This window comes from Dermabacter sp. HSID17554, assembly GCF_003989295.1.
Lineage (GTDB): Bacteria > Actinomycetota > Actinomycetes > Actinomycetales > Dermabacteraceae > Dermabacter > Dermabacter vaginalis.
This window is the reverse complement of record NZ_RBLW01000001.1, coordinates 144,972-167,017: the sequence shown is the minus strand read 5'-3', so window position 1 is coordinate 167,017 and position 22,046 is coordinate 144,972. Positions and strand designations below refer to the sequence as shown.

The window sequence follows — 22,046 nt, the reverse complement described above, 5'->3', positions numbered from 1 at the left end:
TGAGTCTACGTGGATTTACCGTCCGTCACCCGCGAGCGTTCAACGCTCGAGCAACGTCCTCAGCAAAAATCACGCTCTCGACCAGACCGGCGTCGTTACGCACGAGGTAAGCGGGCGCTTCGTCGGCTTGCATGGCCGCGAGCAGATCGCTGCCTTCGGGGCGCCCTTCAAGAACACTCGCTTTCACGAGCGGCGTGAGAACCGCGTGGACCGGGTAGTCATCGGGGGCTTGCTCGACCTCGGCACCCGGTGCAAGCACTACGTTGTCACTATCGACGTACAGGCCGCCCCGCTCAACGTACGCGCGTTCGCGTCCAACGGTCGCCGCATTCGACAGTCTCCTGACCTCCCGTGAAACGTGTGAAGTGTGAAGCATATCCGCCTCCTCAAGAAGCCGCGCGTGGGCAATTGCCTGCGACGCCCCTTGAAAAAGCGAAAGCGCGATCAGAACGCTCCACACGATCCAAATGGGCGAGGGATACGTGCCGTTCAGGAGAGCAAGCAAGAGCGGAACAGCAACGACAGCGACGGCAATCACACGACCGGTCCACCCCGTGATGATGGTCGCGCGTGCGGAATTGACCCCTGATGCGCGAAGAAGCGCCTCGAAAGCGCGGCCGCCATCCATGGGAAGCCCCGGCATGACATTGAAGATCGCGAGGGCCCAATTCAGGGTGGCCAAAAACTGGCATGCGATCGCGACCATTAGTAGCGCCGCGGAGCCGCTATTCATGAAAGCCGGGGTCAGGCTCCGAGAGAAAGCACTGAGAACAAGGGCGAGGATCGCGTTTGTTCCGGGGCCCGCGAGCGAAATAAGCATGGAACGCACGGGCTTGAGGCGCGGCCCTTCATAGGTGGTGTGCCCGCCATAGACCGTGAGCGCGATCTCGCACACTCGCGCACCGAAGGCGTGCGCAACCAGCGCATGGGCGACCTCGTGAAGAGCAACCGAAAGCAGGAACACCACGGCCACAATCGCGGCTGCCCCGATCGCATATCCCTGCGGCAGAACCTGAGCGAATCGCGGTTCCACCATGACCGCGAGCAATAGGGTAAAGAGAAGGCTTCCGATCCCCATCGAGATCTTCGGCATCGACCGTTCTGACGTCTCTTGCACACGCACCTCTTTTCGAGCCTGCAGTATCGAGTTCTATACTTGCACGACGCGCCGTAACAGTGCTTGATGAAGGAGGAAAGGTGGCCGAAATGCCCGCGAACGACGAGGTAATCCGTACCATTGCCATCGCCGCGTTCGGCGGATGGAACGATGCGGGGACCGCCAGTAGCGAGGCTCTCTCCCACCTCATGAACACGATCGGTGTCGACGAGAACGCCCCCACCCACACCATCGACGCCAACGGCTACGTGGACTTCCAGATCAACCGGCCCCTCATCGCGCGAGACAGCGAAGGCCAGCGTCGAGTCACGTGGCCACACACGCAAATCATTCCGTTGCTTCCGCATCAGGGCACCCGCATTCTCCTCATCACCGGTCCAGAGCCCTCGTTCAACTGGACGGGGTACTGCGAAGAGATCCTCGACCGCATTGACATCGAAGGCTGCACGCTCCTCGTCACCCTGGGGGCTCTCCTCGCCGATACGCCCCACACAAGGCCGCTTCCCACAACGGTCACGTGGAGCTCTCACACGCCACAAGTTGCTGATGCCAACGACTACGAAGGTCCGATAGGGATCCCCACGATCCTCAACGACATTGCGGTCGAAGCAGGCGTCGGCACCCTAGCCGTATGGGTACAGGTACCGAACTACGTTGGCCAAAACCCCGTGCCCAAAGCTGCGTGGTACCTCCTCACAACTTTGGGGCGCGAACTAGACATGCAGATCCCTCTCGGGGAGCTGGATGAGGACGTTCGAGCGTGGGAGCGCGGCATGGACGCCATGGCCAACGAGGAAGAAGACATCAAGCACTACATTGAACAGCTCGAAAGCTTGCGTGATGCTACTGAGCTTCCCGAGGCGTCAGGCGAACGAATCGCTTCGGAATTCGAGCAGTTCCTCCGCAGCCGCGAAGATGGCAAGGAGTGCTAGGTTCAGCTTCGTCTTGCCGGATGCGCAGTGCGGGATTCTATGCGCCGCCGATCGGAGAGACGACTCCGAAGAGAAGCAGCAGTAGGAGCACCGTGCCTGCGATCAAGCGATACCACACGAACACCGCGTACGAGTGGGTTTCGATAAGGCGCATGAACCACACGATCACGGCGTACCCAAGCACGAAAGCAACGAGGGTTGCCACAATGATCGCCGTGAGGCTGGGCTCCCCCGCTACGGCCGCTGCAGCACGCCCTTCGGGGGTCAAGAGCGCGGGAACTTCCTTGTAAGCCTTGTAGAGGCCCGACGCAAAGACGGCGGGAATCGCCAGAAGAAACGCGTATCGCGCTGCCGCTTTGCGGCTATAGCCGAGGATGAGACCCATCGTGATGGTCCCGCCCGAACGACTCACGCCCGGGATGAGTGCCAGGGCTTGCGCGAGGCCGTAGAAAATCGCGTCTTTGAGGGTGAGTTCGTCAAGACTCTTTTCCTGAGCACCACGCGCGTCCGCATACGCAAGAAACACGGCAAAAAGAATAAGCATCGCCGCCGTGATGTAGAGGTTCCTCAGCGCGTGATCGATCTGGTTTTCAAACAGCAGCCCGAGGATGCCGATAGGGATCGAGCCGAGGATCACGAACCAGCCCATGCGTGCATCCGGGTCCGAATGAGGAACCTTGCCCACGAGGGATTTCGCCCACTGGGCGATGATGTGAACGATATCTTTGAAAAAGTAGAGGAGTACGGCTAGTTCCGTACCGAGCTGCATGATCGCCGTGAAGGCCGCGCCCGGATCCTTCCCAGGATTCAGCAGTTCACCCACGACGCGCACGTGTGCGCTTGAAGATACGGGAAGAAACTCGGTGAGTGCCTGGACTATGCCCAAAATAACCGCATCGAGAAAACTCAACTCAACGACTCCTTAAGAACATGCACGCCCGGCGATTCAATGCGCGGCGCGCGACATTGGCGCCACGAAGCGACACTACGCGGTGCCTCCCCACTTGGAAGGCACCGCGCGGTGTGTGATCGGTTACGGGATGCGCCTCATGGGCTCAGTCCTCGTCATCCTCATCGTCGTAGTCGTCCTCATCCAGGTCGAGGTCGTCAAAGTCGTCGAAGTCATCATCGTCGTCGTAGTCATCGTCCTCGTCGTCGAAAATGATGAACGGGGTCGCGACGCTGTACGAGTCGAAGAGTGCGTCGTCGTAAATTTCGAAGGCCATCGAGAGGCGTTCGGTCGCCACGTCGAGTTGATCTTCATCCTCGCCATTGGTGGCGGCGATGACATCGTAGTGGCGCTCAAGGGCGGCAATCAGTGCGGTCAGTGCGGCGCGAGGATCTTTCGTGTTCATGGAACGAAAATACCCCGAAAAAGAAGTGAGCGGTAGCCGATTGCCCGGATTTCGTCACCAATTTTCCGAGGCTCGCACAAGGTGGCAGACTCGCCCTGAGAAAGGAGCTCTCATGACGAACATTCCGGATCGTTCGCGCACCTCCGTACTTCCTCCGAAGTGGAAGGTCTCGACGCCCTCGAACCTTAGCGATGCTCCCGTGACCCGGGGGCGCTCCGTGCGTGATTACGAGTTTCAGGTGCTGACAATTCCGAAGGGCACGTCGATCGGTCTGGCGCGTCAGGCGCTCACCGATGAGGCGGAGTATGGGCGCTGGGAACTTGCCCGCACACAAAAATTCATCGGCGGCGGTAAGAAGGTGTGGTTGCGCCGACGAATCATGCGTGTGAGTACACCTTAAAAGTTCTCCACACCATGCCGTTTAAGGCCCGGGTTCACCACCGATGTGATGGACTGTGAGACGTGATCAGCAGTTTCGAATCAACCGTCGCGGTCATGCATTTTATTTTCGTGACGTGCGCGCACCTCACGTTCGCCGTACCACTTTCCTATTACGACATTCGCGAGCATCGTCTTCCGAACAAGCTCACCCTCGCCCTTAACGGGGCTGTCCTGAGCACGGCGGCGATCGGTGCCCTTATCGTTCCCGAACTCGACACCCGCGTGCTCGGCGCCTGCATCATCGCTCTCGTCGTGGGTGCCCTCACTTTTAGCGTCGCTCTCTTTTTCCCCGCGAGCCTCGGCATGGGCGACGCGAAGGTGACGCCCGCGACCGTGCTCCTCGCGGCCCTAGGCGGCGCACCAGTTCTGCTCGGAGCCCTTGCCTGGGTGTGTGGCGCGGGCGCCATTTCTGCGCTGTGGGTCCTCATGCGAACGAAGAGTACAAAAACGCGCTTTGCCTTTGGCCCCATTATCCTGAGTGCGCCCTACGGTGGCCTCGCTCTTACTCTCCTTGGGATCTTCTAAAGCAGCAAAGTCCACGGGGCCCCTCCACTCTGTGTTGTGTCGCGGGTCTGCTGACCGTGCAAAAGGATGCGCTGGCACACATCCGCACCGTCGCAGCTTTGTGACAAAGAAGAAGGGGCACCCCCGCGGGGGTGCCCCTTCATAGTCAGAGTGAGGAAAGAACTCTGCGCGGGAAATCAGGCGCGCTTGCGGAGGTAGCTAAGGCCACCGCCAACGGCAGCGACGCCAGCGCCGAGAGCTGCAAGGATGCCTACCGAAGCACCGGTACGAGGGAGGCTCGAACCGCTGTGTGCGGCAGCAGCGTCAGTTTCGCTGGCATCGTCGCCCTCTTCACCCTCGGCAACAGGAGCGTTGTCACTGTTTTCGGGATCGGCTGCAGCGGTGCCCTCTTCCCCGTTGGCCACCGCGTCATCCGAAACGTCATCTGCATCGCCCTCAGCACCCTGCTCGGCGTTGAGACGGTTGTACTCAGCCTCGGCAGCGTCGAGGTAGTCGTTCTCAGCGGCAGCGGCCTCATCGCGGGTCGGGGTGTCCCAATCCTGCTCAGCGTTGAGACGGTTGTACTCAGCCTCGGCAGCGTCGAGGTAGTCGTTCTCAGCGGCAGCGGCCTCATCGCGGGTCGGGGTGTCCCAATCCTGCTCGGCGTTGAGGCGGTTGTACTCGGCTTCAGCAGCGTCGAGGTAGTCATTCTCGCCCTGGGCAGCCTCATCGCGGGTCGGGGTGTCCCAATCCTGCTCGGCGTTGAGGCGGTTGTACTCCGCTTCAGCAGCGTCGAGGTGGTCGTTCTCGGCGGCAGCAGCTTCGTCACTGGAAGGCGTGTCCCACTCCGGCATGACGCACTTCTGGAGGTCAGCGGGGACCTCGATGATGCCCATCTTGGCGTACTCGAGTTCAGACTTCTGCTCTGCGGTGAGATCGTTGCAGTCAACGGTTGCAGCGTTGGCGGCTGCGCCGAAGCCAAAGGTCAGGGTTGCGGCAGCAGCGACCGCGCTCATGCGGTAAAGAGCTTTCATGATGTTCTCCTAGCTAGGGAAAGGACCGATCTCGATTGGGACCGGATAACCAGGCTCGTGTGCGCCCCACGGTTCGCAAGGCACTCATGAGGAGGCCTACAAGTCGTCGCGGGCGTAAGGCAGTAGCCGGGCAAAACGAAGTTACCATAACAACGTCATCACTCGCGTGGGACGGACGTCCTCTAAACGCAACACTGTCACGCAATCCGGGGGTATGTGGCGAACGTCATGAGGGAAGTCACGTTGATGCCGGCGCATAAGAATTCTTGCGAGTGGTGCGGGCGGGGCGGGCGAAGCATCCCGCATATCGCGATGCGTGGCTTCGCCCGCGGTCCCAACCAGTCTTCATTCATGCCGCGGCTGAGACGGCGCAGCGAGGCCCCCGCCTCCTCTGCGCTGCTGCATACGCGTTAGTGCATGCCCGCTCCGCGTGGTTGGGACTCGTCTCTCCGCCCCACGAGACGCCCATCACAAACTAAGCAGAGCAAAAGGACAAGGGGCAGACTTTTATCTGAACTGCGGATAACTCTGAGTAAACGTTGACGAACTAGCCGCCGCCCTCCCCGCCGTCGGCCTGTTTATCAGGGTGCATTAACAACGAATCCCGTGCAGGTTCTCCTGCACGGGGTCTTGTGGTGTCCGAGGGGGGACTTGAACCCCCACGCCCTTAAGCGGGCACTAGCACCTCAAGCTAGCGCGTCTACCTATTCCGCCACCCGGACTGGGTTTTTGTCGCTCTTCGTTTGCGACTCAATGAGATTACCACCGTGGTTGCTCCGGGGGAAATTGAGAGGCCATTTTTTGCTTATTCGTGAACGGAATCACGCACGGTCCTTCTACGGGGCCTGGATGCGCAACGTGAGAGACTCGAATCCATGCCCCACATCATGTTTTTTGAGCCGCTCATCCCCGGCAACACCGGCAATGCCATACGCCTGTCTGCTGTGACAGGTGCGCCCCTGCACCTCATCGAGCCTCTCGGCTTCAACTTCGATGACTCTCACCTCAAGCGCGCCGGCCTTGACTATCACGACCTCGCCGTCATGACTGTGCACGAAAGTTTCGATCATGCGCTCGAAGCGCTTCCCGACTCTCGCATTTTCGCCTTCACGGGTCACAGCGATGCCCACTTTCAAAACGTGCATTACGAAGACACCGACGTCCTCCTCTTCGGTCGCGAGGACACGGGCCTACCCCAATGGGTTCTCGACCACCCACGCATCACGAAATCGGTCCGGATTCCCATGCTCGAGGGACGACGCTCGCTCAACCTCGCGAACTCCGCGTCCATTGCGGTGTACGAAGCGTGGCGACAGCTTGGGTACACGGGAGCGCTCTAGAGCTCCTGCCCAAAGACGGCCTCGTACATGACCTCGGCAGGTGCATGCTCAACACCGCACATGAGCTCGACCTGTCTCGCAGCTTGATGCGCGAGCATGTGGGCGCCGGTCGCGAACGCGGGCTTTTCGTGCACTGCTCGTTCACGGCAAAACGCGTCTCGAATGCGCGTCAGCGGGGTGGGATCGGGAAAATACAGGGCGTCAAAAAAGGCTGACGGTACCCGCGCCACATCGTGCATCTTGTGGAAAACGCGTTCGGCGAAGGCTTCGGCACCGTCAAGTGCGAGCGCGCTCGCCACGATGTCGGAGTGGAAGCTCAGTTCGGGTCGCTCCCACTCCCCTATGTGAACTTGTGCTCCGTACCGCGCGAGGAGTCCTTCGAGTGCGGCGAGCTTTTCGCGTGAGCGGGCGAGGAGTGTGAAGCGCGTGCAACCGGCCTCGCACAGGGCCGTCGCAAGCGAAAGCGCCGTCGCCCCTGATCCGAGCAGCGTCGCACTCTCGAGAGGGCCGATGCCGGCCGCTGCGAGTGCTCCGGTGATACCTGCGATGTCGGTATTGAAGGCAGCGTAGCGGCGCAAGTGGCCGGAGCCGAGAGGGATCAAGGTGTTCGCAATGCCGAGCTCCGCGTGCGGGCCATGCGCCACGGCGAGGTCGTGAGCGTGAGCCTTGTGCGGCATGGTGACACTCACGCCATCGAGCGCCGGGAGCGTTTCTTGCACGAACTTCGCGAATTCGCCGCGAGGCACGTGGATTCGTTCGTAGCTCGCGCCTTCAATTCCAAGCGCGCGATACGCCGCCGCGTGCAGTTCGGGCGAGAGCGAATGCGCAATGGGATCGCCGATCACGGCAAATCGCCGCCCGCTCTCGCCTACTTGTTTTTCGCCCATTCTTGCCACTCCCGCACGTTCTTATCATGCTCGGCCTTGGTACTCGCAAACTTCGTTTCGCCGGTGTCGGTATTGACCGTCACCCAGTACAGCCACGGCCCCTCTGGAGGGTTCTCCACGGCATCGAGTGTGGCATCGCCAGGATTGGCGATCGGCCCCACGGGAAGCCCGGGATGCTTATAAGTGTTGTAGGGCGAATCGGTCGCACGCTGCTCGGGGGTCGTCGAAATCGTTTCGCTCTTCGTAAAGTAGGCCACGGTCGAATCCAGCTGGAGGTTCATGGGCCTTCCACCCGCTTCCCCCACGCCCGCGAGGCGATTCTCAAGCGTTCGCACGACCTTGCCGTAGTCGTCAGGGTTGCGAGCTTCCTTCTCCGCAATCGAGGCGATCGTGAGGGTCTCGTGCCACTTCTCTTTCGGGATGCTCTTCTTCTCAAGTTGGGTTGTCATGCGCGAAACCATCTCATCGAGAATGTCTTCGGCGGAATCTCCCTCGTGGAAGTCATATGTACCGGGCCACAAGTATCCCTCGATCGACTTCGCCGGATTACGTGGAACACCGCGCGCCTCGTAGTCAGCGCCCGCCTTTTCAAAGTCCTCGACGGGCAACCCCGTGGCTTCGCTCAAACGCTCGTACATCTTGTGGGCGGTAAGTCCTTCGGGGAACGTCACACGAATGCCCACGCGACTAGCGGGGTCAAGAAGTAAGCGCAGGGCAGAGGCTCCGCTCATCTCTTTTCGAAGCTTGTACGTGCCGGGAGTGATGCTCGAAGCATCCTGGCTCGCCGAGAACGCCTTCACAAACGGGCCTTTAGTCTTGATCACTCCGGCGTCGACGAGCGTGCTCGCGATGTCTGAACCGGTATCACCACTGTTGACGATGATCTCGACGTCGCCCTTACCTTGGCCATCAAAATCCTTCGACGCGCTCGCCACATTCACGTTGTGTGAAACCCACGAGTAGGCAAAGCATCCACCGCCGATGAGCGCTGCGAGCACCACGACCACCACAAAGGCGGGCAGGAAACGTTTGAGTTTGCTCGGCTTTGCGTTCCGACGCTTGCCATGCCCCGATCGAGACTGACTTTCGCCTGACGAACCCAGCAGGTCCTCAAGTGAAGAATCTGGCACAAATACTCCTTAGTGGGAATCGCCTGGGATCCACGGCTCTCCGGCCGCTGCGCCGCGCGCGCGTTCAAAGTCAAGGGCGGTCTGCAAAATCATGACCGCGGCGACCTGATCGATCACCGGCCTATGCGTGCGGTGCTTGCGGCCGGAATCGCTCAGGGCACGGTGCGCACTCACGGTGCTCATGCGCTCGTCTACAAGGTACACGTCGTACTCGGGTTCTTCCGCAAGGGGCTCGAGTTCGGCGAGTTCCGCAATGAAAGCATTGGCTTTCTCGACGGCCGAACCGTTTTTCCCGCTCAAGAGGCGAGGCTTCCCCACGTACAGGCGTTCTGCACCGAGTTCAACGATCAGTTCCTGTAGCCGAGCCGCGGAGTCCTCCCGCGGAAGGGTCACCACGGGGGTCGCGAGTAGGCCGTCGGCATCGCTTCGAGCGACGCCGACGCGGGCATCACCCACGTCGACGCCAATTCGCACAAAGCGACGACTCATGAGGCGCGGTCACGAAGCGCGGTCGTGATCGACTCGAGCGCGGCAGACACGAGCGCGGGGTCGCCGCCACCGCCCTGCGCGAGATCATCTTTGCCGCCTCCGCGGCCGTTCATCACAGCGGCAGCGTCACGCAAGAGCGTGCCTGCCTTGAGGCCAGCTTCGCGCGCCGCGGCATTGGTGGCCACGACGAGAGCCGCGCGACCGTCGGACTCCCCTGCAAGCGCCACCACACTCGCCTCGGCCTCGCCAAGCCTTGCGCGCAAATCGGTGGCGAGAGTACGCAGGTCTCCAGCGGCGACGCCCTCGCCTGCATCGTGAACAAGGACGCGAACACCCGACACGACTGCCGCAGATTGGACGAGCGAGCTCGCTTGAGCTTGGAGCTGCTGGCCGCGCATCTGCTGGAGGTTCTTTTCCATCTCTTTCACGCGCTTTGTGAGCGCCTGAACGCGCTCGGGAATATCCTCCGCACCCACCTTGAGAATTTCCGCGAGTTGCGACACGAGCGCGTGCTCTTTCGAGTGGAACTTGTACGCACTTTCGCCCACGAGTGCATCCACGCGGCGCACGCCTGAACCGATAGATGATTCCGACACGAGCTGAACCGAGCCGAGGCTGCCCGTAATCGGGACGTGAGTGCCGCCGCACAGTTCGCGAGACCAGTCGCCGCCAATCGACACGACACGGACGATATCGCCATACTTCTCACCGAAGAGTGCCTGAGCGCCAAGAGCCTTCGCCTCATCGATGGGCATTTGCGCGTCGGTGACGTCAAGGTTCTGCTGAAGCATCTGATTGACCTTGCCTTCGACCTGTGCGAGGGAGCTCTGAGGTACGGCCTGGCCGTAGCGGAAGTCGAAACGCATGCGACCGGGCGAGTTTTCCGAACCGGCCTGGGTTGCGCCGTCGCCGAGCTCCTCGCGAAGAGCCTGGTGCACCATGTGGGTCGCCGTGTGGGCGCGCGCGATGGCACCGCGGCGCTCGGTGTCGATGCGCGCAATCGCCGCCTCGCCGGCGCGGGCGCTCCCCTCGATGAGGCGGCCGCGGTGAACAGAAAGGCCCTTCACGGGCGCCTGGACATCGTCAACTTCGATGATGCCGCCTCCGGCGAGGCTAATGGTGCCCTGATCGGCAAGCTGTCCGCCCATCTCGGCGTAGAACGGAGTATCGGCAAGAACGATCTCGATATCTGCGGGCGCGCTCACCTGTTCGGTGAGAGCGCCATTCACGAGGATCGAACCCACTGTCGTCGAGACCGTGTCGTCCGTGTAGCCCACGAAACGGGTAAGACCATGCGCATTCACGATGTCGTGGAAAAGCGCCGTATCCGTGTGGCCGGCTTTCTTTGCCTGAGCATCGGCGCGGGCACGCTCACGCTGCTCCTGCATGGCGGCGCGGAAACCGGCTTCATCAACGCGCAGACCAGCCTCTTCCGCCATTTCCAGAGTGAGGTCAATGGGAAAACCATAGGTGTCGTGGAGAGTAAAGGCATCTTCGCCCGCGAGGAGATCGGAGCCGCTCTTCTTGAGATTGGAGCTGAGGCCCTCGAAAATCTGCGTGCCGTGAGACAGGGTGCGGCGGAAAGCCTCCTCTTCCGTGTAGAGCACCTCTTCGATCGCCGCGAACTTCTCCTCAAGAACGGGATAGGAGGCGACCATGGCGTTCTTCGATACCGGCAGCAGCTCGGGCATCGCTTGCTTGTCAAAACCGAGAAGGCGCATCGAGCGCACAGCGCGGCGAATGAGTCGGCGCATGACGTATCCGCGCCCCTCGTTTCCCGGACGCACGCCATCGGAAGCGAGCATCATCGCACTGCGAACGTGATCAGCGACGACGCGCATGCGCACGTCGCTTTCCTCATCGCCAGTGCCGTAGCGGCGGCCAGTGAGTTCCTGGGCATGCGCGATCACAGGGAAGACCTGGTCGGTCTCGTACATATTGCTCTTGCCTTGCAAAAGATAAGCGAGGCGCTCGACGCCAAGGCCCGTATCAATCGCCTTGCGGTCAAGTTCCCCGAGAAGCGGGTAGTCCTTTCCGTTGCCCTCGCCGCGCATGAACTGGTCGAAAACGAGGTTCCAAATCTCAAGATAGCGGTCGCCGCCCGGGTCGATGTTGCCACCTTCAGCTTCGGGACCGAACTTGGGGCCGCGATCGTAGTGCCATTCGGCACAGGGACCCGCGGGCCCCGGTTGGCCGGTGGACCAAAAGTTTTCTTCCTTTGGAAGTCGCACGATGTGCTTCGGATCGATACCGATCACTCGCGTCAGGTGGTCGAACGCTTCGGCGTCGTTTTCCCAAAGCGTGACCCACATGCGGTCACCGTCAAGGCCGTAGCCACCTTCGTCGACGCTGGTCGTGAGAAGCTCCCACGCAAAATCGATCGCGCCTTCCTTGAAGTAATCGCCGAAGCTAAAATTGCCCGCCATTTGGAAGAACGTGCCGTGACGGGTGGTTTTGCCGACGTTATCGATGTCGTTCGTGCGGATGCACTTTTGCACGCTGGCCGCGCGTGGCCAGGGCGCCTCGTCGGTCCCAACGATGTAGGGAATGAACGGCACCATGCCGGCGACGGTAAAAAGGATCGATGGATCCGACGAGACGAGTGAGTCACTCGGAACGATCTCGTGGTGCTTGTTCTTGAAGAAGTCGAGCCAGCGGCGCGAGACCTCGGCTGTCTGCATGGATTCTTCCTTCCCTCAGCCCTCGCGGGCACGGACTGGCTGGGCGTTTTAACTACAGGAGGCCCCGACCAAGTGTACGTTCTCGTACTGGTCGGGGCCGCCTGAGACGAAGGCCGTGAGGCCTCCTTCATAAAGATATCAGCGAGCGTAGTACTCGACGACGAGCGCCACGTCGCAGGTCACGGGGACCTCGGAGCGCTTCGGGCGAGCAACGAGCTGAGCCTTAAGTTCCTCGAGCTGCACCGAGAGGTACGAAGGAACCGACGCCTGAACGTCGGAGTTCGCACCCTCAGCGGCATCCGCGAAAGCTTCGAGAGTCTGCGACTTCGGCTTGACCTGGATGGTCTGGCCGGGCTGCACGCGGTACGAGGGGATGTTGACAATCTCGCCGTCCACGAGAACGTGGCGGTGCGAGACGAACTGGCGAGCCTGGAGGATCGTACGAGCGAAGCCCGCGCGAAGAACGAGCGCGTCGAGGCGAGTCTCGAGGAGCTCGACCATCGACTCACCGGTCAGACCCGGGAGCTTCTTCGCCTCTACGTAGGCGCGGTGAAGCTGCTTCTCACGAAGCTGGTACTGAGCGCGCAGGCGCTGCTTTTCGGTCAGACGAACCGCGTAGTCCGAGTTCGAACGGCGGCCACGACCGTGCTGGCCCGGCGGGTAGGGGCGCTTCTCGAAGTACTTGACGGCCTTCGGGGTAAGCGCAAGACCGAGTGCACGCGAAAGGCGTGCAGTACGACGTGCTTTGGTGACACTGGTCACGTAAGTTACCTCAATTTCGATGCGATGAATCCATTTGGCAGCCGCGGATTCAGCGCAACACTTTACCGGGCCTAAGCCCCCACCTCAAGCGTGGAGAAGGCTTGAGTGCGCCGTGCCGCTGTGGGATCGCTCACCGCATCTCAGTCGTCGGACCTCCCGGACCCTCCCGTGCCCCGTGTGAGCGAGCGCAGAATCGCAAGCGAACTCTTCACTCGCCCTTCAAATCCCCGATCGGTAGGTTCGTAGTAGTTCACGCCCACGAGGTCATCGGGGGCGTACTGCTGCCGCGCCACACCGCGAGGCTCATCGTGCGCATACACGTATCCCACGCCGTGCCCGAGCTTCTCCGCTCCCTTGTAGTGCCCGTCGCGCAAATGCGCGGGAACCGAACGCCCTTTGCCGTGCCTCACGTCGTCAATCGCGCGATTGATGCCCGCATAGCTCGCGTTCGACTTCGGTGCCGTCGCGATATGCACGACCGCTTGCGCGAGAGGAATGCGCCCCTCGGGCATACCGATCATCTGAACGGCTTGCATCGCGGCAACGGCGACCTGGAGGGCTGTCGGATCGGCCATGCCGACCTCTTCGCTCGCGGCAATCACGACGCGACGCGCGATGAAGCGAGGATCCTCACCCGACTCGATCATGCGCGCGAGGTAATGCAACGCCGCGTCGGGATCGCTTCCCCTCATCGATTTAATGAAGGCGCTAACGACGTCGTAGTGCTGATCGCCTTCGCGGTCATAGGTCAGCATCGAACGGTTGATCGCGTGAGCGAGGATGTCGCCAGTGATGCGCTTTTCGGGCGTTTTGAGGGCCGATGCCGCAGCCGCCTCGAGGGCTGTGAGCGACTTTCGCGCATCGCCGCCGCTCAGCCGCACGAGCGCCTCACGCGCATCCTCGTCAAGTTCGACCGCACCACCGAGCCCGCGCTCCTCGGTCAGTGCACGGGTAATGAGGACATCGATCTCCTCGGGCCCGAGTGAATCGAGGGTGAGAACGATCGAACGGGAAATGAGCGGCGTAATGATCGAAAAGTAGGGATTTTCGGTCGTCGCAGCCACGAGTGTCACCCAGCGGTTCTCAACCGACGGCAGAAGGGCATCCTGCTGCGATTTGTTGAAACGATGCACCTCGTCAACAAACAGAATGGTTTCGCGGCCCGTCGTGCGCAAGCGTGACCGCGCAGCATCGACGACCGCGCGAATATCCTTGACGCCGGCGAGAACAGCGGAAACCTCAACAAACTCACGATCCCCCTCGCGCGCAACCGCGTAGGCGATGGTGGTTTTCCCAGTCCCGGGAGGGCCCCACAAAATGATGGAGCTCGGGGCGGTGCGTGAGTCGTCTTCCCCCACGAGCCGGAACAGCGGCGACCCCTCGGCGAGGGCGTTCTTTTGCCCGACGATTTCCTCCAACGTCCGCGGGCGCATGCGCGCGGCGAGTGGAGCGCGGTGATCGACATTGCGATCGGCGAGAGTCTTCGGAGCCTCGACTCCAGGTTTGAGGGAAAAGAGATCGTCGTCCACGTCTCTAGCGTAACGAGGCGCGACGGGATTCGCGGCGGCGGGCCACGAGAACGGAGATGCCCGCCACGAGCGGCAGGGCGAGCGGGACGTAACCGTATCCCTCGCCGAAGTGCGACCACACGGTGGCTTTCGGGAACCACTCGGGCTTCGCAAAGCTCAAGATGCCCACTGCGAGGACGCCCGCGAGCTCAACACCGACGAGGCTCAAGATCGCTCCCCAATGCGGGGTTTTCTTCATGAGGAGCACGGCGATCGCCACATAGGTGAGCGCCGCAAAGATGCTGAGCGAAAAGGCGAGCGGAGCCTCGGAAAAATCACGAATCGATTGAACGAGTGCACGGGCTGTGGCTGATACGGCAAACACGCCATAAACCACGAAGAGGGCCGTGCGAAACCCACGAGAGACCTCTCCCGTCTCCGGAGCACCACTCGCCTTTGACCTCGTCACTGCGCGAACCCCGCGGGCCAGATTTGTGGAAGACGATAGGCGAGAAATACACATGTGAGCGCTATCGCGGCGATCGCGAATGATCCCCACTTGGTGCGTTCGAGGAACGAAATGTAGAGACCAGCGATCGGCAAAGCCGCAGCAGTCGCGACGTAACCCCAAAAAATCACCGCATCGGTGGGACCGATCGGAGCGAGCAGCCACGCACCAGCACCAATGAGCCATACACACGACAGAAGCAGTGAAGCGCCCATAAGCACGAGATCAGCGGCAAGGTCCTTGAGCACGTAGAGCGCGCCGAGCGCAGTTACGAGCGCCGCCACGACGTACAACACGACCAGCATGCGCCGCTCCCACCTCAAACTTGACTGACTCCCCTACGATAAACGCATGGCACATATAAAAATGAGCATCAGCAACGTTGATTCGATCACGACCGATGTACTCGTGGTCCCCCTCCTCAAGGGCGCAAAGGGCGCGCCCGCCACTCCCGTGGGGCTGCCCTCGCTTGAGGAATCCTTCACGGCCGTCAAGGCCGAGGGCGCCAAGGGTGCGCTCACGACAATCCCGGCTCCCGCCGGCTATAACGCCCACGCGATCGTGGGCGTTGGCCTCGGAGCCGAAGCACTGGAAGACGTGACGTGCGAGGCTGTGCGCTACGCCTTTGGTGCCGCCTCGCGCACGCTCACTGGCCACAAGAGCATCGCGCTCGCATTCCCGGCCGCCTCCGAAGCACACATCGCCGCCGCTCTCGAAGGCGCAGCTCTCGGCGCCTACGCATTCGTTTCCCACAAGAGCGACCTCAAGGACGATCAAAAGCCCGTCGAGGAGATCGTTCTTGCCGTGGCCGATAAAAAGGAACTCAAAGCTCTCGAAGCAGCCGCGAACCGCGCCGAGAAAATCGCCGAGGGCGTGCACATCGTTCGCGATCTCGTGAACACCCCACCGAACCTGCTTTACCCCGATTCCTTCGCGAAGCGCGCCAAGGATCTCACGAAGAAGCTTCCCGTGAGCGTCGAGGTTCTCGATGAGAAGGCCCTTGCGGACGGTGGCTACGGCGGCATCGTGGGTGTGGGCCAGGGCTCGACCCGCCCGCCCCGTCTCGTCAAACTTTCTTACGCACCGAAGCGTGCCAAGCGCCACGTTGCCTTTGTCGGCAAGGGCATCACGTTCGATTCGGGCGGCATTTCGCTGAAGCCCGGCGCCGGAATGGACGAGATGACGATGGACATGGGTGGCGCCGCAACCGTGCTCGCCACGACCATCACCGCTGCAGCCCTTGAGCTCGACGTCAACGTCACGACCTTCCTTGCGCTCGCGGAAAACCTCCCCGGAGGCGGAGCGCAGCGCCCCGGCGATGTCGTCACGATGCGCAACGGTAAGACCGTCGAGGTGCTGAACACCGACGCCGAGGGCCGCATGGTCATGGCCGATGCTCTCGTGGATGCCGCGGCGCTTGAGCCCGACCTCCTGATCGACGTCGCGACCCTCACGGGGGCGGCGATCGTCGCCCTAGGCAACCGCACTGCGGGAGTCATGGGGACCGACGAAGCCCGCGACGAGGTGTGGGAAGCATCTAAGGCCGCGGGCGAGCCCATGTGGCCGCTTCCCTTCCCGGAAGAGCTTCGAGAGGGATTGAACGGCCGCGTTGCTGACCTCAGCAACATCGGCGAACGCCCCGGCGGCGCGCTGAGCGCGGGCATCTTCCTCAAGGAGTTTGTTGGCGAGACGAAGTGGGCACACGTCGACATCGCTGGCCCCGCTTTCACGCAGAAGCCTTTCGGCTACAACAACATTGGCGGCACCGGCATGAGTATGCGCACGCTCGTCGAAGTAATTGAGCGCGAAGCCGCCAAGTAAAAAGGTTGCGCACTTCACGCGCAGCAACCGTCGGAAAGCCCCCGCTTTTGCCCCGCACCCGCGGGCGGAGTTGGGGGTTTTCCCACACTCTGGCCCCACTTACGGTCGACCCACGGCGACATCCAGGGGCGTGTCTTACGATAATGGGCGTGCATGCCGCACCGGCTGGCTTAGCGTTCGAGGCCGGGACCTTCGGCGACATGCCCCCAATCCTCAACAGTTAGGGAGCTGAACGTGGCGGATACCTCCACAGACCAGAAGTTCGACATCGTGATTCTGGGAGGTGGCAGCGGCGGCTACGCGGCCGCGCTGCGCGCCACCCAGCTTGGAAAGAGCGTTGCCCTCGTCGAGAAAGACAAGCTCGGCGGCACGTGCCTCCACCGTGGCTGCGTGCCCACCAAGGCGCTTCTTCACGTAGGCGAGATTGCCGACACCCCCGCCGAAGCGAAGGCCGTGGGTATTGAGATGACCGCCTCCGCGATCAACACCGAGAAGATGCTCGACTTCAAGAACAAAGTCATCGGGCGCCTCTACAAAGGCCTCCAGGGCCTCGTGGGTTCCTCCGGTGCGACCCTCGTCAACGGTTTCGGCCGCCTTACGGGTAAGAACACGGTCGAGGTTGAGGCGGAAGACGGCTCGAAACAGACCCTCACGGGTGAGAACATCATCCTCGCCTCGGGTTCCTTCTCCAAGACCCTCCCGGGCCTCGAACTCGGTGGCCGCATTATCGACTCCGAGGTCGCTCTTCAGCTTCCCGAGGTTCCGAAGAACCCCATCATCCTCGGCGGCGGCGTGATCGGTGTCGAGTTCGCTTCCGTGTGGAAGTCGCTCGGCGCTGAATCGGTCACGATCATCGAAGGCCTCCCCCACCTCGTTGCTAACGAGGACGAGGCAATTTCTAAAAATCTCGAGCGTGCGTTCAAGAAGCGTAAGATCGCCTACTCGCTCGGCGTGTTCTTCGAGAAGGCTGAGCAGACCGAGACTGGCGTCAAGGTCACGCTCGCCAACGGCAAGACCTACGAAGGTGACTACCTCCTCGTCGCTGTCGGCCGCGGCCCGCAGACAAAGGGGCTCGGCTACGAAGAGCAGGGCATCGAGATGGATCGTGGATTCGTGCTCGCCAACAAGGACACCCTCGAAACGAACGTTCCCGGTATCTACGCCGTGGGTGACATCGTTCCGGGCCTCCAACTCGCTCACCGCGGCTTCCAGCAGGGCATCTTCGTGGCCGAACAGATCGCGGGTCTCAACCCCCAGCCGATCGACGAGTCGGGCATCCCGCGCGTCACCTACTGCGAGCCGAACATCGGCTCGGTGGGTCTCACCGAAAAGCAGGCAAAAGAGAAGTTCGGCGACGACAACGTCGCGACCTACGACTACAACCTCGGCGGCAACGGAAAGTCCCAGATCCTCGGCACTCAGGGCTTCATCAAGCTCGTGCGTGAGAAGGACGGCCCGATCGTCGGTATCCACATGATCGGTGCACGCCTGTCGGAGCAGATCGGCGAGGCACAGCTCATCGTCAACTGGGAGGCGGAGCCCGAGGATGTTGCTTCGCTCATCCACGCCCACCCCACCCAGAACGAGGCGATGGGCGAGGCTGCGCTCGCTCTCGCTGGCAAGCCGCTCCACGCACACGCCTGATCACGAGGAGAGATACCTATGTCTGAAATCGTCAAGATGCCCGCTCTCGGTGAGTCCGTCACCGAGGGTACCGTTGTTCGCTGGCTCAAGGAAGTTGGCGAGGAAATCGCCGTTGACGAACCGCTTCTCGAGGTCTCGACCGATAAGGTCGACACCGAGGTCCCCTCCCCCGTTGCCGGTGTCCTCGAGAAAATTCTCGTGAATGAGGATGAGGACGCCGAGATCGGCGCTGACCTTGCCGTAGTCGGCGATGGTTCCGGCGTTGAATCGAGCTCCGCGGAGCCAAGCGAGGGTGAGAACCTCGCCTCGGATCCTACGGTTGCCCCCTCGACAACGCAGGAGGCCCCCATTGGTGAAAGCGAAGCGCCCGGTGACTCATCGAGCAACTCCGGTAGCGCCGATGGCGAAGAAGTGAAGATGCCCGCACTCGGTGAGTCCGTTGATTCGGGAACGGTGGTGCGTTGGCTCAAGGAGGTTGGCGAACAGGTCGAGGCCGATGAGCCTCTCCTCGAGGTGTCGACCGACAAGGTTGACACCGAGGTTCCCTCCCCCGTTGCGGGTACCCTCCAAAAGATTCTTGTGCAGGAGGATGAGGAGGCCGAGGTTGGCGCGGCCATTGCCGTGATCGGCTCGGGTGCTCCTTCCGACGCCTCCCCGGCCCCCGCCGCTCCCGCTGCGGAAAGCGCTTCGCCGGCCCCCAAGGCTGAACAGAGCACTGCTCCCGCCGCCACGGCTTCGGAAACGGTGTCCTCGAGCGGCAATGCGCAGGCGTACGTGACGCCGATCGTGCGCAAGCTCGCGTCGGATAACGGCATTGATCTTAGCTCGGTCAAGGGCTCGGGCATCGGCGGCCGTATCCGTAAGCAGGATGTGCAGGAAGCTATCGAGGCGAAAAAGAAGGCGGAGGTTCCCGCTCCCGCTGTCGCTTCGGCACCGTCCGCCGCGGCTCCCGCAAAGAAGGAAGCCCCGAAGGTCGAGGTGTCGCCTCTGCGCGGTACCGAGGAGAAGATGACCCGCTTGCGCAAGATCGTTGCGTCGCGCATGGTCGAGTCGCTCCAGACACAGGCGCAGCTCACCACCGCCGTTGAGGTCGATATGACCCGCATTGCGGCTCTTCGTGGCCGGGCGAAGAACGACTTCCTCGCGCGTGAAGGTGCGAAGCTCACGTTCCTCCCGTTCATCATGCAGGCGGCTGTGGAAGCGCTCAAGGCGCATCCGAAGCTGAACGCCGAGATTGCGGGCGACATGATCAAGTACCACGGTGTCGAGAACATCGGTATGGCAGCGGACACCGAGCGTGGCCTCGTCGTTCCGGTCATCAAGAACGCGGGCGATCTCAACCTTGCGGGTCTTGCCCGCCAGATTGGTGAGCTCGGCGCGAAGGCCAAGGGCAACAAGCTCACGCCGGACGATCTTCAGGGCGCGACGTTCACCATCACGAACACGGGTTCGGGTGGCGCGCTGTTCGATACCCCGATCGTTCCGAACCCGCAGGTGGGCATCCTCGGCTGCGGCACGATCGTCAAGCGCCCGGCTGTCGTGAAGGACGCCGACGGCAATGAGACGATCGGGATCCGCTCGATGATGTACCTGTTCCTCAGCTACGATCACCGCCTCGTTGATGGCGGCGATGCTGCCCGCTTCCTCTCCACGATGAAGAAACGCCTCGAGGACGGCGCCTTCGAGGGGGACCTCGGACTCTGATCGAGTTCCTCTGACAAGAACTCGGGCCGTGCTTTCGCGAGAAAGCCCGGCCCGGGTTTTTCTTAAGCGCTCTCCCCTCCCTCACCGACGGGCGTCGTGGAGGCGATCCGCCACGACCCCGCGATGCGCTCAAGGCGGATGTCAACTTCATAGGGCCTACTTTGGTCAAGTTCTAGAGAGTGCACGCCTTCGCCCATGCGCGCGGGGGTGTCTTTGAGCCGAGCGCGCACGCGCGCATCATTCTCGCTCTGTTCGAGAGTGTGTGCTTCGAGAACGCGCACTTCACCGCCCTCAACCTGCACTCCTTCGAGAGCCGCACGGAGCTTCCGGTCGGCCAGTTCCGCTTCACTTCCAGGAACCGCTGAGTCATTAAGCTCAGTTTTTCCGGTGAGGTAGCGGTGCCTGGCGTGGGCAAGGGCTGTGATGATTTCGACCGGGTCGTTGCGTTCAGCGGGGACCGCAGCCGCCTCGGAGGGTGCCAGTTGAGGGGTGGAAGCCCGCATGGCTCCGCCCACGAGCACCGTGCACGCGAGTGCTGCCACCGCGACGAACGTCAAAGAGCGCTTGCTACGCGTTCGGGGGCGGTTTCGCCCGGGCTTTCCTTTGCCCTGCCGAAGAGCAGCGCCAGCCGGCACGCCCCGCCCGGATAGAGTAGGGCATACGGCTGCCGGGGCCTCACTCCCCGCCTCCCATGTCCACTCCTCCAACTCTTCAGCTTTGCGCTGCGCGTAGCGGTAGGTTCCCGCACCACTTGTGAGGCGCGCAAGCCATTGCTCATCACCGCGCTTTTTCACTGGACTCAGCTGCGCCACGTGCGAAAAGTCCGTGACGACAACACGGCCGCGCGGCGAAAGTTCTAGCCCGCGAAACCCGGGGAGGCCAAGCGTGAGGTTTCGTGAATGCAGTGCTTTCAGGAGAACTGCGAGGTCCGACGCCATCTCCGCCACCGTGCCGCCACTTCGTGTGTTCGCACTCCGCGCGGCCCTTTTGCCGCGTGGCGGCGCAAGTGCACTGGGCCCCTCCGCAAACGCGTAGGCCGCGAAGCCGCGCCATTTAAGCGAAGGAACCGCCGAAATATTGCCCGCTTCGAGGGCTCGAAGCAGCGCGATCTCGCGCCGCACCTGGTTCACCGCGCGAAGTGTGCGAGCACGGACGAGCGTCAAGCGTCGGCCCCTGTGATCCCGGGCCTGCCACACTTGCCGGCCATTTTCCGAGCGAACCAGTCGAACGGGCTGAAGCCCTGTGCCAAAAACTAATGTCAGGCGCGAGGTGTCAAGTCTCATGAGATCATTTCAACCCTTTGACGATGCCAATCCCAGGGCTGATCCGAAATTGTGGATAACCCGCTCGTCAAACGTGTGCTCTCGCCCGCGGAAACTTTTCCCTACCCACGTCGACCACTAGCATGGTGAGGTGCTCGACATCATTCACCTCGCTTTTTCCGAAGATTCCGGGATTGAATCCGCTCACGAAGACTTCAATCTTCCGCCCGGTCCCGTTGACTACAACGCCGCGTGGGATGTGCAAAAACAGATCCACGCGGAGGTAATTGCGGGCGAACGCCCAAATACGCTTCTTCTTCTCGAGCATCAGCCGGTCTATACCGCTGGTCGGCGCACCCTCGAGGTCGAGCGTCCACGTGACGGCGCCCCCGTGATTGATGTCGATCGGGGTGGCAAGATCACCTGGCACGGTCCTGGTCAGCTCGTGGGCTACCCGATCGTCAAGCTTCCTGCCCCCATCGATGTCGTGGGCTTCGTACGAGGCATCGAACGGGCCATCATGGGCGTGTGCTCCAAGGCTGGCGTCCCTACGGCTCCTGTTGAAGGGCGAAGCGGCGTGTGGGTCCTCGATGAGCTCGGGATGGACCGAAAAGTGTGCGCAATTGGGCTGCGCGTCGCCAAGCGCTGCACGATGCATGGTTTCGCACTGAACTGCGAGAATGACCTTTCGTGGGCCATGAACGTGATCCCGTGCGGAATCGACGACGCAGGTGTGACCTCACTTTCCGTTGAAAGCGACCGTACTGTGCGCCCGAAGGATGTGCTCGCTGATGTCGAAGACGCCATGAAGGAACTCGAAGCCGAACGCGGCCTCGAATAAACAATCACCACCCGTCGAGATCACATGAGCGTTGTGCGGGAGTTGGCAGCAACGCCTACTAGAATCTTGAGACCCCTACTCGCAAG

At 61.8% G+C, this 22,046-nt stretch carries 21 protein-coding genes and 1 tRNA gene; 8 read left to right on the top strand and 14 right to left on the bottom strand.

Translation table 11 applies throughout. The annotated features are described in order from the left end of the window. Nucleotides 1-25: 25 nt before the first annotated feature. Nucleotides 26-1,117 (bottom strand): M50 family metallopeptidase, encoded by a 1,092-nt coding sequence (locus D8M36_RS00825; RefSeq protein ID WP_126845961.1) that lies wholly within the window; start codon nt 1,115-1,117, stop codon nt 26-28. A gap of 89 nt (nt 1,118-1,206) precedes the next feature. Between D8M36_RS00825 and D8M36_RS00820 the strand changes: the two genes are divergently transcribed. Continuing rightward, entirely contained in the window at nt 1,207-2,049 is an 843-nt protein-coding gene (locus D8M36_RS00820; protein ID WP_238638356.1) for a proteasome assembly chaperone family protein, read from the top strand. Nucleotides 2,050-2,086: 37 nt separating this feature from the next. On the opposite strand, the gene D8M36_RS00815 is transcribed toward D8M36_RS00820, so the two are convergent. Further along, entirely contained in the window at nt 2,087-2,959 is an 873-nt protein-coding gene (locus D8M36_RS00815; RefSeq protein ID WP_074296785.1) for an undecaprenyl-diphosphate phosphatase, read from the bottom strand. A 145-nt stretch (nt 2,960-3,104) separates the two neighbouring features. Beyond that, nucleotides 3,105-3,404, bottom strand: coding sequence for a DNA primase (locus D8M36_RS00810; RefSeq protein ID WP_126845957.1), 300 nt, complete (start codon nt 3,402-3,404; stop codon nt 3,105-3,107). 112 nt (nt 3,405-3,516) lie between these two features. Here D8M36_RS00810 and D8M36_RS00805 point away from each other — a divergent pair, with 112 nt between their 5' ends. Next, entirely contained in the window at nt 3,517-3,804 is a 288-nt protein-coding gene (locus tag D8M36_RS00805; RefSeq protein WP_126845956.1) for a DUF5703 family protein, read from the top strand. Nucleotides 3,805-3,866: 62 nt separating this feature from the next. Beyond that, on the top strand, nt 3,867-4,370 hold the full coding sequence (locus tag D8M36_RS00800) for a prepilin peptidase (RefSeq protein WP_082991095.1): 504 nt from the start codon (nt 3,867-3,869) through the stop codon (nt 4,368-4,370). A 176-nt stretch (nt 4,371-4,546) separates the two neighbouring features. Here D8M36_RS00800 and D8M36_RS00795 read toward each other — a convergent pair whose 3' ends face one another. Both D8M36_RS00795 and D8M36_RS00790 read right to left on the bottom strand, forming a co-directional pair. Next, the gene (locus D8M36_RS00795; RefSeq protein ID WP_065247790.1) at nt 4,547-5,383 is read right to left on the bottom strand and encodes an LPXTG cell wall anchor domain-containing protein; all 837 of its coding nucleotides are present in this window, start codon (nt 5,381-5,383) and stop codon (nt 4,547-4,549) included. A gap of 633 nt (nt 5,384-6,016) precedes the next feature. After that, nucleotides 6,017-6,105: transfer RNA gene (locus D8M36_RS00790), tRNA-Leu, on the bottom strand. A gap of 153 nt (nt 6,106-6,258) precedes the next feature. Here D8M36_RS00790 and D8M36_RS00785 point away from each other — a divergent pair. Then, on the top strand, nt 6,259-6,723 hold the full coding sequence (locus tag D8M36_RS00785; RefSeq protein WP_065247789.1) for a tRNA (cytidine(34)-2'-O)-methyltransferase: 465 nt from the start codon (nt 6,259-6,261) through the stop codon (nt 6,721-6,723). Here the strand turns inward: D8M36_RS00785 and D8M36_RS00780 are convergent. The 8 genes from D8M36_RS00780 to D8M36_RS00745 all read right to left on the bottom strand — a co-directional run bounded on the left by D8M36_RS00780 (nt 6,720) and on the right by D8M36_RS00745 (nt 14,993). Next, nucleotides 6,720-7,610: a shikimate dehydrogenase family protein gene (locus D8M36_RS00780; RefSeq protein ID WP_126845954.1), complete on the bottom strand. Its 891-nt coding sequence runs from the start codon at nt 7,608-7,610 to the stop codon at nt 6,720-6,722. The two genes, D8M36_RS00785 and D8M36_RS00780, sit on opposite strands and share 4 nt — an antisense overlap. Further along, nucleotides 7,592-8,740 carry an endolytic transglycosylase MltG gene (gene mltG, locus D8M36_RS00775; protein WP_126845952.1) on the bottom strand — a complete coding sequence of 383 codons (1,149 nt, stop codon included), beginning with the start codon at nt 8,738-8,740 and terminating at the stop codon, nt 7,592-7,594. The genes D8M36_RS00780 and mltG overlap by 19 nt, the downstream gene beginning before the upstream one ends. 9 nt (nt 8,741-8,749) lie before the next feature. Next, nucleotides 8,750-9,229, bottom strand: a complete 480-nt coding sequence (gene ruvX / locus D8M36_RS00770; protein WP_065247786.1) for a Holliday junction resolvase RuvX — start codon at nt 9,227-9,229, stop codon at nt 8,750-8,752. Further along, on the bottom strand, nt 9,226-11,910 hold the full coding sequence (alaS, locus tag D8M36_RS00765; protein WP_126845950.1) for an alanine--tRNA ligase: 2,685 nt from the start codon (nt 11,908-11,910) through the stop codon (nt 9,226-9,228). The genes ruvX and alaS overlap by 4 nt, the downstream gene beginning before the upstream one ends. Before the next feature lie 138 nt (nt 11,911-12,048). Further along, nucleotides 12,049-12,672: a 30S ribosomal protein S4 gene (rpsD, locus tag D8M36_RS00760; protein ID WP_126845948.1), complete on the bottom strand. Its 624-nt coding sequence runs from the start codon at nt 12,670-12,672 to the stop codon at nt 12,049-12,051. Between the two features lie 140 nt (nt 12,673-12,812). Continuing rightward, on the bottom strand, nt 12,813-14,201 hold the full coding sequence (locus D8M36_RS00755; RefSeq protein WP_126845946.1) for a replication-associated recombination protein A: 1,389 nt from the start codon (nt 14,199-14,201) through the stop codon (nt 12,813-12,815). 4 nt (nt 14,202-14,205) lie between these two features. Next, nucleotides 14,206-14,565 (bottom strand): hypothetical protein, encoded by a 360-nt coding sequence (locus D8M36_RS00750; protein WP_238638325.1) that lies wholly within the window; start codon nt 14,563-14,565, stop codon nt 14,206-14,208. Nucleotides 14,566-14,645: 80 nt separating this feature from the next. Continuing rightward, nucleotides 14,646-14,993 carry a hypothetical protein gene (locus tag D8M36_RS00745; protein ID WP_126845942.1) on the bottom strand — a complete coding sequence of 116 codons (348 nt, stop codon included), beginning with the start codon at nt 14,991-14,993 and terminating at the stop codon, nt 14,646-14,648. Nucleotides 14,994-15,039: 46 nt separating this feature from the next. Between D8M36_RS00745 and D8M36_RS00740 the strand changes: the two genes are divergently transcribed. The 3 genes from D8M36_RS00740 to sucB all read left to right on the top strand — a co-directional run bounded on the left by D8M36_RS00740 (nt 15,040) and on the right by sucB (nt 19,857). Next, nucleotides 15,040-16,509 (top strand): leucyl aminopeptidase, encoded by a 1,470-nt coding sequence (locus D8M36_RS00740; RefSeq protein ID WP_126845940.1) that lies wholly within the window; start codon nt 15,040-15,042, stop codon nt 16,507-16,509. Nucleotides 16,510-16,743: 234 nt separating this feature from the next. Then, the gene (gene lpdA, locus D8M36_RS00735; RefSeq protein ID WP_126845938.1) at nt 16,744-18,153 is read left to right on the top strand and encodes a dihydrolipoyl dehydrogenase; all 1,410 of its coding nucleotides are present in this window, start codon (nt 16,744-16,746) and stop codon (nt 18,151-18,153) included. An 18-nt stretch (nt 18,154-18,171) separates the two neighbouring features. Then, a complete protein-coding gene (sucB, locus tag D8M36_RS00730) occupies nt 18,172-19,857 on the top strand; it encodes a 2-oxoglutarate dehydrogenase, E2 component, dihydrolipoamide succinyltransferase (protein ID WP_065247778.1) in 1,686 nt (561 codons plus the stop codon). 62 nt (nt 19,858-19,919) lie between these two features. On the opposite strand, the gene D8M36_RS00725 is transcribed toward sucB, so the two are convergent. Next, complete coding sequence (locus D8M36_RS00725; protein WP_126845936.1) at nt 19,920-20,987, bottom strand: hypothetical protein; 1,068 nt, start codon at nt 20,985-20,987, stop codon at nt 19,920-19,922. Nucleotides 20,988-21,270: 283 nt separating this feature from the next. On the opposite strand from D8M36_RS00725, the gene lipB reads away from it, so the two are divergent. Then, on the top strand, nt 21,271-21,960 hold the full coding sequence (gene lipB, locus D8M36_RS00720) for a lipoyl(octanoyl) transferase LipB (protein ID WP_126845935.1): 690 nt from the start codon (nt 21,271-21,273) through the stop codon (nt 21,958-21,960). Nucleotides 21,961-22,046: the final 86 nt, after the last annotated feature.